This is a genomic window from Cyanobium usitatum str. Tous, assembly GCF_003011885.1.
Taxonomy (GTDB): domain Bacteria; phylum Cyanobacteriota; class Cyanobacteriia; order PCC-6307; family Cyanobiaceae; genus Cyanobium_A; species Cyanobium_A usitatum.
Genome location: NZ_PXXO01000007.1, coordinates 92,460 through 105,261 on the forward strand (window position 1 = coordinate 92,460; position 12,802 = coordinate 105,261).

The 12,802-nt window shown below is 60.4% G+C and carries 16 protein-coding genes; 7 read left to right on the forward strand and 9 right to left on the reverse strand.

Annotated features, from left to right (window positions below; all coding sequences use genetic code 11):
• Window positions 1–20 precede the first annotated feature (20 nt).
• Both C7K55_RS07605 and C7K55_RS07610 read right to left on the reverse strand, forming a co-directional pair.
• Window positions 21–518 carry a hypothetical protein gene (locus C7K55_RS07605; protein WP_106502815.1) on the reverse strand — a complete coding sequence of 166 codons (498 nt, stop codon included), beginning with the start codon at window positions 516–518 and terminating at the stop codon, window positions 21–23.
• A 1-nt stretch (window position 519) separates the two neighbouring features.
• The gene (locus C7K55_RS07610) at window positions 520–1,083 is read right to left on the reverse strand and encodes a hypothetical protein (protein ID WP_106502816.1); all 564 of its coding nucleotides are present in this window, start codon (window positions 1,081–1,083) and stop codon (window positions 520–522) included.
• A 233-nt stretch (window positions 1,084–1,316) separates the two neighbouring features.
• Here C7K55_RS07610 and C7K55_RS07615 point away from each other — a divergent pair, with 233 nt between their 5' ends.
• The 6 genes from C7K55_RS07615 (at window position 1,317) to C7K55_RS07640 (ending at window position 6,286) form a co-directional block, all read left to right on the forward strand.
• The gene (locus tag C7K55_RS07615; RefSeq protein WP_106502817.1) at window positions 1,317–1,805 is read left to right on the forward strand and encodes a Fur family transcriptional regulator; all 489 of its coding nucleotides are present in this window, start codon (window positions 1,317–1,319) and stop codon (window positions 1,803–1,805) included.
• Between the two features lie 128 nt (window positions 1,806–1,933).
• Window positions 1,934–2,329 (forward strand): DUF1622 domain-containing protein, encoded by a 396-nt coding sequence (locus C7K55_RS07620; RefSeq protein WP_106502818.1) that lies wholly within the window; start codon window positions 1,934–1,936, stop codon window positions 2,327–2,329.
• The gene (locus C7K55_RS07625) at window positions 2,326–2,706 is read left to right on the forward strand and encodes a YidH family protein (RefSeq protein ID WP_106502819.1); all 381 of its coding nucleotides are present in this window, start codon (window positions 2,326–2,328) and stop codon (window positions 2,704–2,706) included. The genes C7K55_RS07620 and C7K55_RS07625 overlap by 4 nt, the downstream gene beginning before the upstream one ends.
• Before the next feature lie 48 nt (window positions 2,707–2,754).
• Window positions 2,755–3,615, forward strand: a complete 861-nt coding sequence (locus C7K55_RS07630; RefSeq protein WP_106502820.1) for a bile acid:sodium symporter — start codon at window positions 2,755–2,757, stop codon at window positions 3,613–3,615.
• A 189-nt stretch (window positions 3,616–3,804) separates the two neighbouring features.
• Window positions 3,805–5,307: an arylsulfatase gene (locus C7K55_RS07635; protein ID WP_106502821.1), complete on the forward strand. Its 1,503-nt coding sequence runs from the start codon at window positions 3,805–3,807 to the stop codon at window positions 5,305–5,307.
• Between the two features lie 10 nt (window positions 5,308–5,317).
• Window positions 5,318–6,286, forward strand: coding sequence for a formylglycine-generating enzyme family protein (locus tag C7K55_RS07640; RefSeq protein WP_241518245.1), 969 nt, complete (start codon window positions 5,318–5,320; stop codon window positions 6,284–6,286).
• Here C7K55_RS07640 and mscL read toward each other — a convergent pair.
• The 5 genes from mscL to C7K55_RS07665 form a co-directional block, all read right to left on the reverse strand.
• Window positions 6,266–6,649 (reverse strand): large conductance mechanosensitive channel protein MscL, encoded by a 384-nt coding sequence (mscL, locus tag C7K55_RS07645; RefSeq protein WP_106502823.1) that lies wholly within the window; start codon window positions 6,647–6,649, stop codon window positions 6,266–6,268. The genes C7K55_RS07640 and mscL overlap by 21 nt on opposite strands.
• 4 nt (window positions 6,650–6,653) lie before the next feature.
• A complete protein-coding gene (locus tag C7K55_RS07650) occupies window positions 6,654–7,655 on the reverse strand; it encodes a hypothetical protein (RefSeq protein ID WP_106502824.1) in 1,002 nt (333 codons plus the stop codon).
• A 34-nt stretch (window positions 7,656–7,689) separates the two neighbouring features.
• Complete coding sequence (locus tag C7K55_RS14055) at window positions 7,690–8,250, reverse strand: hypothetical protein (protein WP_241518246.1); 561 nt, start codon at window positions 8,248–8,250, stop codon at window positions 7,690–7,692.
• 74 nt (window positions 8,251–8,324) lie between these two features.
• Entirely contained in the window at window positions 8,325–8,558 is a 234-nt protein-coding gene (locus tag C7K55_RS13605; RefSeq protein ID WP_161956148.1) for a hypothetical protein, read from the reverse strand.
• A gap of 138 nt (window positions 8,559–8,696) precedes the next feature.
• Window positions 8,697–9,191 carry a hypothetical protein gene (locus C7K55_RS07665; protein WP_106502826.1) on the reverse strand — a complete coding sequence of 165 codons (495 nt, stop codon included), beginning with the start codon at window positions 9,189–9,191 and terminating at the stop codon, window positions 8,697–8,699.
• 272 nt (window positions 9,192–9,463) lie between these two features.
• On the opposite strand from C7K55_RS07665, the gene C7K55_RS07670 reads away from it, so the two are divergent.
• Window positions 9,464–10,060 (forward strand): Crp/Fnr family transcriptional regulator, encoded by a 597-nt coding sequence (locus tag C7K55_RS07670; protein WP_106502827.1) that lies wholly within the window; start codon window positions 9,464–9,466, stop codon window positions 10,058–10,060.
• Window positions 10,061–10,085: 25 nt separating this feature from the next.
• Here C7K55_RS07670 and C7K55_RS07675 read toward each other — a convergent pair whose 3' ends face one another.
• Together C7K55_RS07675 and C7K55_RS07680 are read right to left on the reverse strand one after the other, a co-directional pair.
• Window positions 10,086–11,531, reverse strand: a complete 1,446-nt coding sequence (locus tag C7K55_RS07675) for an ABC transporter permease (RefSeq protein ID WP_338152868.1) — start codon at window positions 11,529–11,531, stop codon at window positions 10,086–10,088.
• Between the two features lie 141 nt (window positions 11,532–11,672).
• Window positions 11,673–12,737: an extracellular solute-binding protein gene (locus C7K55_RS07680; RefSeq protein WP_241518247.1), complete on the reverse strand. Its 1,065-nt coding sequence runs from the start codon at window positions 12,735–12,737 to the stop codon at window positions 11,673–11,675.
• Between the last annotated feature and the right edge of the window lie 65 nt (window positions 12,738–12,802).

A 12,802-nucleotide genomic window follows, 5' to 3' on the forward strand; every position in this document is an offset into this window, starting at 1 on the left:
CGCGACCTGGGGAGATGGGTTCAGTTTGCCTTCGGCGCCTCGGGCACTGCGGCCGTGCAGGAGCGATCCAGGGTCTGCAGGTACCGATCCAGGGGTTCGCGGGCCATCACCCGGGCCTCCGCCTCCCTTTGCCATCTCTCCGGCCGGTAGAGCACCTGCAGCTCCAGGCGATCGCGGCGTCTTAGCCGCGGCAGCAGCGCATCGAGACCCAGCAGGGGTTTCTCACGCAGGCAAAGCGACTGCACCGCGTGCCAGCTCTCGTGCAGCAGGGTTCCCAGCTGGTTACCCCTGGGGCAGACCACCACCTCGCGCCGGCCGCGCACGTACAACCCAAAGAGCTGGGGCTCCGCGCAGCGGGGATGCTCCCGGCGGATCACGAACCCCCGCTGCTCAAACCCGGCGATGGCCTCCTGCAGTGCGTCACTGCGGGCCTTGGCCCCCAGGGGCTGCAGGAGTGCCACGCCGAGCAGGGTGGCGCACACCCCACCTGCCGGCCGCTTCCACCCACGACCTGACATCTCAGTAGGTGTCGACCCGCACTGGCTTTAGCTGCCAGCTCGCCTCTCCCGGCACGAGCTTGTAGCTGATCTGCCGGGTGCCCCCAGTGGGCTTGGCATTGTTATCGCCAGGGCGGTAAATCGGGAATCGGCGGGCCAGGGTGAGCTCCACCACCGCGAATTCATCGTGGCCCTGGTAGCCCTGGGCCGCCTGCCCGGTGAGCTCCGGCATGTGAATCGTGGAGAGTGAGCGGCGCCCCTTGTTCAGGGCCCAACCCTCCATCGAGCCGTAGCTGCCACTGCCGGCACTGGTGATGAACACATACACCTCGGGCAGTCCGTTTGCGTCGAGGTCGGCCACCTCCACACCGCTGACGCTGCCGAGAATCTCCTGCCGAATCGGGGCAATGGCCTGGGGGTGCCGCTGGTGGCGATGGTCAGTTGCCGCACCGAGCCCTCCCCCTTGCTGCTCACAGTGAAGGTGACTCCTTGAAGGGAGGCCCGGGTGGGGTTGGCGGGTGCTGCCAGGGCAGCGGCTGGGCCGCCGATGGCCAGCACCGCTGCGATTGCGTAACCGAGCAGGCATGGATGGGAGTGGGTCATGGCAGGGGTGCCGATTCCCTGCAGTGTTGTCGAACCGTTGCGACCTGTCATTCCTAGATATGGCTCCGGAGCTCAGCCGCAAGGGCAGCCACCAGACGCTCCAGGGGGGCCAGGTCTACCGGGCCCAGGCTGAGGGCATCGAGGAAGACGGCCCGGGGTTTGCTCATGGCACCTCTTCGCAACTGCATCTATTGTTGAGAAGCCTGGGATCACGCTGTGACCGCCCGACTCAGCCCTGGAGCCCAGCCCCCCCCTGCAACCCTTCCCGCCGGTGGTGATGGCCTGCGCTCAAGCCTGCACGATCGCGGCCAGAGGCTGACGCCCCAGCGCCAGCGGGTGCTGGCCCTGTTTGAGCGCATTGGGGAAGGCAGCCACCTGGGTGCTGAAGAGGTGCACCAGCGCCTGCTGCGCAGCGAGGAGCGGGTGTCGCTCGCCACCGTGTATCGCACCCTGCGGCTTTTGAGCTCCATGGGGCTGCTGCAGGAGCTGGAGCTGCCCGAGGGTGGTCGCCGCTTTGAGCTGGCCAGTGATGCCCACCGCGACCATCACCATCTGGTGTGTGTGCGTTGTGGCCGCACTGAAGAATTTGAAAATTCTGCGGTGCTCCAGGCTGGCGAGCGGGCCGCGGGTGGCTATGGCTTCCGCTTGCTTGAGTGCGTGCTCAACGTTCGGGCCCTCTGCCCCAGCTGTGCGGCGGCTGAGTAGTTCCCGAATACATCTCAAGGCAACTCCTAAACGCAGCCTTTTGCAAAAGCGTCAGCGCAGCTGACGGCATCTGCAGTGCTACTTAGCTTTGGGAAAGTGAATGCACCCATGCTTGCCAGCTGACTTCGATGCCTAGCTCCGAGCCAAGCTTTTTGCTTGTTTTTGATCAGGGACTGGCCACCCTGGCCATGGCCCTGCGCAGCGTGCTTGAGGCCCTCTCCCTGGGCACGGTGCTGCTCGGTTTGTTGATCACCCTGCGCCAAGCCTGGCAGGGCTGGCGTGCCCGGCGGCGCGGCCCCAGTTCCTTTCAGGCGGTGAGGCTCACCTTCGGCAGCTGGTTGGCGATGGCTCTGGAGTTTCAGCTCGGGGCAGACATCGTCGCCACCTCCACTGCCCCTACCGGTGCCCATCTGGTGCAATTGGGCGTTGTCGCGGTGATTCGCACCTTGCTCAATGTGTTTTTAGCCCGTGATTTGGAGGCCGAAGCATCCCATCGATCCCTGAGCCCGGAGGGGCGCCCATGAATCTCACCAACGAACTGGCCAAGCAACGCAACCGGGATGCGGCTGAACGCACCCTCATGGCCTGGATCCGCACCTGTCTCTCCCTGATCAGCTTTGGCTTCGGCTTAGACAAGATTGTCGGAGCAATTGATCGTGCCGCCGGTGGCCAAGGTGCCCAGGTGGAGTGGGGGGTGCAGCTGGTGGCTGCGGCCTTCACCATCACTGGGATTCTCGCCATGGCGGGTGCCACGGTCCAATACCGCCGAGAGCTGCGCCGCCTGCATCAAGACGACTACGTCTACAGAGACAAGCCCCAAATAGCTGCCGCTACAGCTGTGATGCTCACTTTGATCGGGGTGCTGGCATTGGTGCTGATTGCTGCCCGCGCCGGCGGCTAACAACAGCTAATTGGCTCCTTTTGATCTGCTGTTCCGCGCCTTGCTCCGATGTCTCAATCTCCGCCCCTGCTGGTTTCTGCAACCCTGTTCGCGATCATGTTTGCCCTGGGGCTGGGCTTGCCCCTCGATGGCTTAACTCGCTGGCAGCAGCACCGGGGTCTGCTGCTGCGGGGCCTAGTCGGCACCTGCCTGCTCGTGCCGGTGGCAGCGGCTTTGCTGCTGTTGTGGCCACCTACCATGGCTATCTCCCAGCCGGCGCGATTTTCTATCGCCCTGATGGCTGTTTGCCCTAGTGCTCCTCTGCTGCTGCGCAAGGCAGGCAAGCAGGGAGGGGATCGCATCCTGGCAGCCCTGCTCCAGGTGGCCGCAGCCCTGGCGGCGATCATCACCATTCCCCTGCTGGCGAGCGGCTTCACCCGCATCTTTGGAGTTGAGGGTTGGCAGGTTCAGTCTCACCACGTAGCCAAGCAGGTGGCCCTAGTCCAGCTGCTGCCGCTGTTGTTGGGCTTGTTATTCAGGCGCTTCGTGCCTAGGTGGGCAAGCCGACTGGAGACCCCCCTCGATCGCCTCGCTAATGGGCTGGTGTTGCTGCTCGTGTTAGTGGTGTTGTGGAAAACGGCGCCGCTTTTGGTTACCTATGTGGGCGCCAATCTGATTGCCCTGCCGGTAATGGCGGCTTTGGTGTTGATCAGCCTGGCTTTGGGCTATGGCCTAACGAATCGGGATCCCTGCCTGGGGATCACCCTGGCGTTAGCCACATCGATGCGTAACCCGGGCCTGGCGCTATTACTGGCCAGCACTTATGCCCCGGAAGTGCCCGCCGTCAAACTTGGGATCCTGGTGTATCTATTGATAACTGTGTTGCTATCGATTCCATTTCTGAGATGGCAGCGGAGTCTTCAGGCCTGAAATATGTTGGATAGCCATTGATCTGGCAGATTCGCTGCTAGCATTGATTCTTTGCATTTGCGCCAATATTTGCATTTGCGCAAATAAATTCTTGCCTGAATATCTTGGTGTGAAGAAGTGCATACGTTTCCAGCGATGTTCTACAGCCATTCCATCCTTTAAGCAGGCGTATTCGTCTTCTTGCTTCCCATGCCAAACGGAAAACCCAACGTTCTCATCCTCTGGGGTGACGACATCGGCCAAAGCAATCTGAGTTGCTACAGCGATGGCTTGATGGGCTATCAGACCCCCAACATTGACCGCGTAGCCAAAGAGGGTGGTCGCTTCATTCACTACTACGCTGAACAGAGCTGCACCGCTGGCCGTGCAGCCTTCATCTCCGGTCAGAGCGTCTTCCGCACCGGTCTCAGCAAGGTGGGGCTTCCTGGCGCCGAAGCTGGCTTTAAAGCGGAAGATCCCACCATTGCTGAACTGCTCAAGCCCCAGGGCTATCGCACCGGCCAGTTTGGCAAAAACCACTTCGGCGATCGCGATGAGCATCTGCCGACCATGCACGGTTTTGATGAGTTTTTCGGCAACCTCTATCACCTCAATGCCGAGGAGGAGCCGGAGCTGCGCGACTATCCCAAGCCTGAAGATTTCCCGAACTTCAAGGAGCGCTTCGGCCCCCGCGGTGTTTTGCATTGCTGGGCTAATGGTGATGGCACCCAACGGATTGAAAACACCGGCCCCCTAACCCGTAAGCGGATGGAGACGGCCGATGATGAATTCATGGTTGAGGCAAAGCGTTTCATTCGCGATGCCGTTGCCTCTGGCGAGCCTTTCTTTGTCTGGTTCAACACCACCCACATGCATTTCCGCACCTATGCGCGTCCCCAGGATGTGGGCCGCAGCGGTCGCTGGCAGTCGGAGTATCACGATGTGATGATCTATCACGATGAGTGCATTGGTGAAATGCTCAACCTGCTCGACGAGTTGGGTGTCACCGACGACACAATCGTGATGTACGGCACCGACAACGGTCCCCACATGAACAGCTGGCCCGATGCCGGCATGACACCCTTCCGCAGCGAGAAGAACACCAATTGGGAAGGGGCTTATCGGGTCCCGGCCCTAGTTCGCTGGCCGGGGCATATCGCTCAAGGCACCATCTTCTCCGGTATTTGTAGCCACCTCGACTGGCTGCCCACCATCCTTGCGGCGGCTGGTGAGCCTGATATCAAGGAGAAGCTTAAGGCGGGCTATCAGGTGGGTAATAAGACCTTCAAGGTGCATCTTGATGGTTACAACATGCTCGACTACTGGACTGGCCAGGCTGAGAAGAGTCCCCGGGTTGAGTTCTTCTACTTCTCCGACGACGGCGACCTCACAGGCCTGCGTTACGACAACTGGAAGTTTGTGTTCATGGAGCAGCGCTCCCAGGGCACCTGCCAGATCTGGGCCGAACCGTTTACGGCTCTGCGGGTACCCAAGATCTTCAACCTGCTCACCGACCCCTATGAGCGCGCTGATGTGACTTCAAACACCTATTGGGACTGGATGTTTGATCATATTTTCCTTCTGGTACCAGCCCAGACCTATGTGGCCCAGTTCCTCGCCACCTTCGCTGAATTCCCACCCCGCCAAAAGGCTGCCAGCTTCTCGCTGCAGCAGGTGATGGAGAAGATGGTGAATACTGTCGGCGGACCCTGATCCTGCCGCCATGTCAGCCGGCACCGCCCGATCCCCCGGTCGTCCCCCATTCCCCGGAATGGTGTGGATACCGGCGGGCGGTTTCCGGATGGGGTCAGACCACCACTACCCAGAGGAGGCTCCGGCCCATGACGTAGAAGTAGAGGGCTTCTGGATCGATCGCACTCCTGTCACAAATGCTCAGTTTCGGAGCTTTGTGAAAGCCACCGGCCACTGCACGCTGGCGGAGCAGCCTGCAAATCCCGCTCACTATCCCGGCGCCAGTCAGGAACGATTGGCTCCGGCATCAATAGTTTTTGTGCCGCCCCCGGGGCCGCTGGGGCCTGGAAGTCACTACCGCTGGTGGCAATATCTCGCCGGAGCAAGCTGGCGCCATCCGGAGGGGCCGGGAAGCTCGATTAAGCGCCGCGAGCAGCATCCGGTGGTCCATGTCGCCTGGGACGACGTTTTGGCCTACGCCAGCTGGTGCGGCAAACAGTTGCCTACGGAGGTGGAATGGGAGCGGGCCGCTTGGGGTGGCCTGGGCAATGCCGAGTTTGCCTGGGGTGAAGAGCTGTATCCCGGTGGGGTGCCCCTAGCTAATACCTTTCAGGGTGATTTCCCCCACCACAACAACCGTTTAGATGGCTACGAGCGCACCTCCCCTGTAGGTGCTTTTCCTGCCAACGGCTATGGGCTTATCGACATGATCGGCAATGTGTGGGAGTGGACCGATAGCTGGTACGGCCAGCACCAGCAGAGCACGGGAGGCTGTTGTGCCGATGCCGCCCAAGCCAAAGCGCGTGAAGCGAGCATCGATCGCCACTCCCAGCACGGCGAGCAACCACGCAAAGTGGTTAAGGGCGGTTCTTATTTATGTGCACCTAGCTATTGCCGTCGTTACCGACCAGCAGCTCGAATGGCCCAGGGGCTTGATACCTCCACGGGCCATATGGGTTTTCGCTGTGTAGTGAGGCCCTCAGAGCTGGCGACGCTCTAAAGCTTCCGCCAGGCGGTTAGCGGCAGCAGCAAGTTGAGCCTGGGGATCGGAAGTGGGAGCGGAGATCGTTCGTTCGCCACGCTTCATGGCTTCAATGCCGCGCACGATCAGGAACACCACGAAGGCGATCACGATGAAATTGATCAGCGCCACGATCACCGCTCCCGCTGGCCAGGCGCTAATAGCGGACACATTGGCAGCTTTAAGGGCAGGAGCAAGTAGTGAGGTCATCACAAGGCTGACGACCGCATCTACTACTTTGCCAAAAGCTCCGCCGATAACTACGGCAACAGCGAGATCGACAACATTGCCTTTGTTGACGAAGTCCTTGAAGTCTGAGAGAACTGTGGTGCGGCGTTTCATTGAATTAGAAGAAGAATTTTAGACCAATTTCAAAGCCGTTTCGATAGCTGCTGTAGCCACTATCGGGAGTGTCGCCAGTATTGTAGTTGATCCCGGCATATCGCCAAGAAATATTTAGATCTGTATTGTTGCCCACTGCATAGCCAAGGCCAACTTGGGCATTTCCGGAAAGATCTTCTGATCCACTTAGCCCAAAGCCACCGATGTCGGCGCGGGCAAAGGCCCTTAAGCGGGGAGAGAGAAACACCGTAGCTTGTGTGCCCAGTAGGGGTTGAACCCAGGTGCGTCCAAAGTTGCCTTGTCGTTGGAAACTGACCCGACCTCCACTGCCTTGAATCTGGGCTGCCACATCCAACTGGGCATCGATTATCCGTATGCCGGCGTAGGGGATCAGGCTGAATTGCCCCGGCTTGCCCACTGCAGCTTCTCGATCCCCAAAGCGATAGCGCAGGGCAAGGTCGTAAATACCCTGAGTAGCGGTGACTTCAGCACTCCCCGTGAAGATTCCACGCTGGCCGGTCGTTGATCCGTATTGCCCAAGTTTGACGTAATCCAGATCGACCAAAAGACCAAGGCGATCCTTTTCGATGCTGCCGCGTAGTGAGGTGGCCCACTTCAGCTTTGATAGAACATCACCAAGATTTAGATCGGTGTCGGCACTGAAGTTTCTTGTCCCATTTGAGACAGTTGTTGTTCCGGTAGTGCTGATCGGTGCAAAGCCATATAGCTCGATGGTGCTCGCCCAAGGGGAGGTCGCTGCCGCTGGCTGGTTGGTGGAGCCAGCGGGAGACTCTTCGGTAGGTCGATCACCAGCTGCAGGCGCAGACTGCTGGGCGCGCAGCTCACTTGTGAGGCCACCCGTCAGGGTGAGCCCTATCAAGATGGGTATGGCTTTGGTCTGGTGCATGACGTGCTCGCCAAAATTTAGCGCCATCTTTTTGGCTAACACATTTATGGTTGAAAGATGGCTGCCATTTTTGCCATCATGCTTAATTGGATCTGCCACGGCTAGGGCGACAGATCCACGGGTTGTTAGCCGGTTAAACCGATCCGTATGCCACTTGGCAGGCGGCATTTAGGAGTTCGGCTTCTTCGGCGTTGCTGGGCTCTTGCCCGTTGATTGTGCCCTGGTTGCAGTTGGCAGTCAGTTGGTAGTTGCTGCCATTGGCCTGCATTACAAAACTAACTGAATTGCTGCCGGATGGTTGAACCGTTCCGTATAGCAACTGGTAGTTAGTGTTGGGCACCACAATGTAAGTGGCGTTGCTGCTAACAGCATTGTCAACGGCGTCGTTGATAATTGCTGCAGTGGCAAGAGTTGCCACTCCCCAGGCCGCCGCCCGAGCACCCCACCAGCCCCAGGTTGGGGTGGACCAGCCTCCGTACCAGCCGTAGTTCCAGGGCCGCGCTACTCCCCATCCGGGCCTTGCCCAGCCGGGACGAACGTTGACATTATTGATATTGACAGTGCGGTTCCAGTTGCGGTTTACATTCCTGTTTACATTCCTGTTTACGTTCCGGTTTACATCGCGGTTTATATCTCGATTGGTGTTTCGGTTTACGTCGCGGTTGAGGTTGCGATTGCCATCGCGGTTGGCCATCCGGTCACCTCCCTGGCCAGCGCCTGGTAGCTGACGTGTGCCTGCCGCCGGTCGGTTAACGGCCGCTGGTCGGTTCAAGGAAGGTCCTCCGGCCCCACCCGCGCCAGCACCAACCCTTGCGTTGTTGCTCCAGCCACCTGCTGGTTTGGTTGAACCGCGGTTAAGGCCCGCTCCGGCATTGCCGAAGCCGCTGTTGCCACCGGCGCGCATGCCACTGCCACCGCCAAGGGATCCGCCTCGGGATCCGCCGCCACCACCACGGGATCCGCCGCCACCACCACGGGATCCACCTCCACCTCCGCGGGCAAGCAGTTGGGCTGTGCCGCTATCCGGCATGGCGTTATTCATCACGGGCCGGTCAAAGGCAAACGCACTGCCGATCGGTAGGGCCAACACTCCCGCCAGAGCCAGTCCGAGGCCGCTCCACGGCTTGTCTTGAGCACTGGTCATTTGCCCACCCCCTTACAGCCGTCGTCGTAGCAGGTGAGATCTATGCGGCCATCAGCGCCGAATTGCACCTTGATCAGGTCGCGGCCTGCAGTTGCGTCAGGGCGATCCTCTCTAACACTGTTGAGGTAATTGGGGTTGATCACGCACAGGTCACGCCCGTTGAAGCAGATCGTGTTCGTAGAGAAGCGAGCTGCTGCGTTATCGAGGCTTTTCCAGGTTTTGGTGCTGTCAACCCAGACACTCATCCTCACTGGGCTATCTGTTACCCGAATCGTTTCGACGTTTTTGCCGATGATGTGGCGGTAGAGAGTGGCTTTGCCTTCGTTAACAGCCTCCACTACGCAGGCCTGCGGTTCACCGCCTTTGATGCTGCACTTGGTATCGAGTTTGTAGAGGGTTTCTGTTTGGGCTAGGGCTGGAGCTGCCGCCAGCAGGCTCGCGGCAGCGACCAGCAGGCCGATGCGGCTGCACATGGGGTTGCGGTTCAACATGAAGGGAAAATCCCCAGCGTCGGTGCAAAGTAATCCCAGACTGAACTACGGCGGATGATTTTGGCTGCAAGTTGTAGCCCATAGCTACAAAGGCCGAGTTTGCGTGCGTTAGCCGTTTGCAATTGCTGAAAAAGTAGACAAAAAGCGCAATTGCCCTGGGCCAGGCTCGGGCCATGCGCACTTGCAATTGCTTGTTGTTATTGAGAATCGCTTGCAAAAGGCGGCGTTCTTGTTTAGGTTGCGAGTCATTCGCAATAAGCCTTGCCGCGGCCATGAGTTTTCGCTTTCTGCCAGCCGATCCCCTTGCCGCAGTGCGCATGCCGGTTGGTCAAACCGTGCTGTTAAACCCCGCCCTGCTCCCTACTGGCAGCTGCATTGAGGTGCTGGATGGTGTGGCTCGCGTTTATTGCCCCTGCGAGGAAACCGAGGGGATGACCCTGGCTTTCCTGCAGGCGGGGGATCAGCTATGCACTGACCGCCTCTGCAGTGAGGGCGTCTGCGTTGAGGCGCTCACGCCTTTGAGCTTCCGTAGCGACGCCACGCTCCGGCAGGGCCAAGGCTTTGATGCCGTCAATGAATGGACCTTGCAGCTACTGCGCATCCGTCACTTAGGCAGCGCTGACCAGCGGCTACATGCATTGTTTGGTCTGCTGGTGCGCCGACTCGGTCGTCGCTGCGGTAGCTGGTGCGATCTGCCGTTTCGTCTCACCCATGAACGGATCGGTGAATTGATCGGCACCACCCGGGTTACCACCACGAGGCTGATTTCACGGATTCGCCAGGCCCAGCTGCTCGAGGCTCCTATTGGCGAGGTCGGCATGCGCCTGGCACCGGAATTAGTTGATTCCGCCCCTTTGGCTGCCGCCTGATTGGAGGGGGCCTGATCGGTTGCGCTCAGTCGCGCTGTTCCAGGGTTGGCACTAGGGCAAATGCCGCTAGCAAGCCAAACGCCATGATCATTACGGCTGGTGCCATTGCGGCACCAACCCTTTCATCACTGGCGTATTGGAATACGCGCACCGCCAGGGTGTCGAAATCGAAGGGCCGCAGGGCCAGGGTGATTGGCAGTTCTTTCACCACATCTACAAAGACCAGCAGTGATCCCACCAGCAGCGGCCCCCGCAGCAGGGGCAGGTGAATCCGCCGCAACACCGCCAGCCAGTCGCAGCCCAGGCTGGTCGCCGTTTCGTCGATGCTGGGGGGTATGCGCTCAAGCGCAGCATCAAGCCCCTGCTTTGAGACAGCGATGAAGCGGTCGCCGTAGCCCCAGAGCAACAGCAGCAGTGGGCTGAAGCCGAGGGGGCCGCCCAGCGCGATCAGCCCCAGGGCCAGCACACTGCCGGGAATGGCGTATCCCAAGCCAGCGATAAAGCTGAGCTGTTGCACCAGAGGCTGGGGGCTCCAGCGCCGGCAGATGGCCAGCAGCAGCGAACCAAGGCAGGTCACCGCAGTGGCTATAAGGGCAAGACCGAGGCTGCGGCTTGCCAGTTGGCCCAGTTCTGCGAACGATTCGCTCTGCAGCCCTTGCCAGCCCTGCTGAATCCAGAGGGCTGGAATGGCCACAGCGATAAGGGGTGGCAGCACACAGAACAACTGGGCTAGGGCGGCGCGCCAGCCCGCCAGATGCCAAACGTGGGCGCTGCCCGTTCCGCCTTCCAGGTTCCAGCGCCGACTGCGTTGGCGCAATTGACGTTCGCTGGCGATCAAAACCGCCACGATCGCCAGAGCGACCAGTGATAGCAGCGCCGCACCCTGGGGATCGCCATCCACCTGCCAGCGATCGAGGATGCCAGCAGAGAGGCTGGGCACGCCGAGCAGTCGCACCGCGCCGAGATCGTTCACGACCTCCATGGCGCTGAGGGCAATGCCGGCGCCGATCGAGGGCAGGGCAATTGGCAGGGCTACGCGAAAAAAACTTCTCCAGGGGCCCACGCCGAGGCTGCGGCTGGCCTCCAGGAGCCGCCTGCCACTAACAGAGAAGCTCTCGGTGCTCAGCAGAAATACGTAGCTGTAGTTAGCCAGGGTGAGCAGCAAGATGGCCCAGCCCAGGCCATGGATGCGCAGGCCCCGGTAGCTGCCCCAGTCGATCAGGCTGGCAGCCAGAAGGTATGCAGGGAAGGCCATTGGCACCAGTTGGGCGATGCGCAGCCAGCGGCGGCCTGGGAAGCGGCAAACCGCGGTGAGCCAGCCGATGGCAGTTCCCACTACGGCACCTAAGAGCCCTTCCCCTGCAACCAGCAGCAAGGTGCCCCGCACCTGTCTGAGTCCGTCAAATCCCAGCTCCAGCTTGCTTTCGCCCCTGTTGATCAACACGTCCTTCAACAGGGCGAGCAGGGGCAATAGGGCGAGCCCACTTGCCAAAATCACAACCAGTAAGAGCCAGGTCCGGCTGCTGGAGCGGCCCGGTCCCTGCCCTGGGGTGCCTTGTCCCTGCGCAGGGGCGCCTTGGATCGTGGAGGGCGTCAACGCGATGCCAAGTCGTTACTCCCAGCCAGCCTGCGTCATCAGTTGCACCGCTTCGCGGTTGCGGCGTCCCAGCTGCTCCATGGACACCGGTGAGGCCTTAAAAGTGCCGAATGCCTTCAGGGTCGGGTTGTTGCCCCAGCCCTTGAGGGGGTATTCGTTGTTGGCGGCGGCGTAGCCCGCCCCGGATTGGGGAGAAACCAGGAATTCCAGCAAGCGTTGCGCACCCTCGGGATTGCGGGAGCTGCGGGTGACGCCACCGGCCGAAATATTGATGTGGGTGGGGTTGGGCCACACAACTTTCAGCTTCGAAGCGGTGTTGCGCTCAGTGCTGTTCTTGTCTTGCAGCATGCGCGCTAGGTAGTACTGATTGGCCACAGCAGCGCCGCACTGTCCCTGTCCCACGGCCCGCAGCATTGGGGTGTCGGAGGTAAAGAAGGGCCTTTTGGTGTTGGCGAGCATGCCCTGCAGCCATTGCTGGGTGGCAGGTTTGCCGCGCCGCACCAGCTCATCGGCCGTGAGCGACTGGTTGTAGACGCTGGCGCGGTTGCGGAGGCAGAGCTTGTCTTTGAGCTCCGGACGGCTGAGGTCGGCGTAGCTGCGGATTAGGCCGGGCTTCACGATTGCTGGGTTGACCATTACGGGGCGGGCCCGGCGGGTCAGGGCAAACCATTGGCCTTTGGGGTCCCGAAGGTTGGCCGGCACGTCCTTGTTGAGTTCAGCGGAGCGAATCGACCTAAACAAATTGGCCTCCTGGGCTCGGTAAATCCGGGCCGCATCCACCAGTACCAGCAGGTCGGCTTTGCTGTTGTTGCCCTCGCTCTTCAGGCGCTGGATCAGCTCGTCATCTTTACCCTCCAGCAGGTTCACCTTGATGCCGGTGCGTCTGGTGAACTCGCTATAGAGCTGTTTATCAGTGTTGTAGTGCCTTCCGGAATAGACATTTACTTCCTGGGGGCGGTTCTGGGCCATGCCCGCTACCCCGATGGCACCAGCAAGGGTGGTAGCGGCTAGGGCACAAAAGCCAAGGGGTAGGCCCCAGGGGCTGGAACGTTGGCGGCTGGTGATGGGTGGGTGAGTCACGTGGTAAATGGATTTGGCGTTGACAATGCACTCAGGCTAAGAACGCTCACGCCTGCCCCCTGTGA

Bases quoted from the DNA above. Each gene is read 5' to 3' on its own strand.
- C7K55_RS07605 (WP_106502815.1), bottom strand. From the start codon at position 518: ATGTCAGGTCGTGGGTGGAAGCGGCCGGCAGGTGGGGTGTGCGCCACC.
- C7K55_RS07610 (WP_106502816.1), bottom strand. From the start codon at position 1,083: ATGCCTGCTCGGTTACGCAATCGCAGCGGTGCTGGCCATCGGCGGCCC.
- C7K55_RS07620 (WP_106502818.1), top strand. From the start codon at position 1,934: ATGCCTAGCTCCGAGCCAAGCTTTTTGCTTGTTTTTGATCAGGGACTG.
- C7K55_RS07625 (WP_106502819.1), top strand. From the start codon at position 2,326: ATGAATCTCACCAACGAACTGGCCAAGCAACGCAACCGGGATGCGGCT.
- C7K55_RS07630 (WP_106502820.1), top strand. From the start codon at position 2,755: ATGTCTCAATCTCCGCCCCTGCTGGTTTCTGCAACCCTGTTCGCGATC.
- C7K55_RS07635 (WP_106502821.1), top strand. From the start codon at position 3,805: ATGCCAAACGGAAAACCCAACGTTCTCATCCTCTGGGGTGACGACATC.
- C7K55_RS07640 (WP_241518245.1), top strand. From the start codon at position 5,318: ATGTCAGCCGGCACCGCCCGATCCCCCGGTCGTCCCCCATTCCCCGGA.
- mscL (WP_106502823.1), bottom strand. From the start codon at position 6,649: ATGAAACGCCGCACCACAGTTCTCTCAGACTTCAAGGACTTCGTCAAC.
- C7K55_RS14055 (WP_241518246.1), bottom strand. From the start codon at position 8,250: ATGGCCAACCGCGATGGCAATCGCAACCTCAACCGCGACGTAAACCGA.
- C7K55_RS07665 (WP_106502826.1), bottom strand. From the start codon at position 9,191: ATGTTGAACCGCAACCCCATGTGCAGCCGCATCGGCCTGCTGGTCGCT.
- C7K55_RS07670 (WP_106502827.1), top strand. From the start codon at position 9,464: ATGAGTTTTCGCTTTCTGCCAGCCGATCCCCTTGCCGCAGTGCGCATG.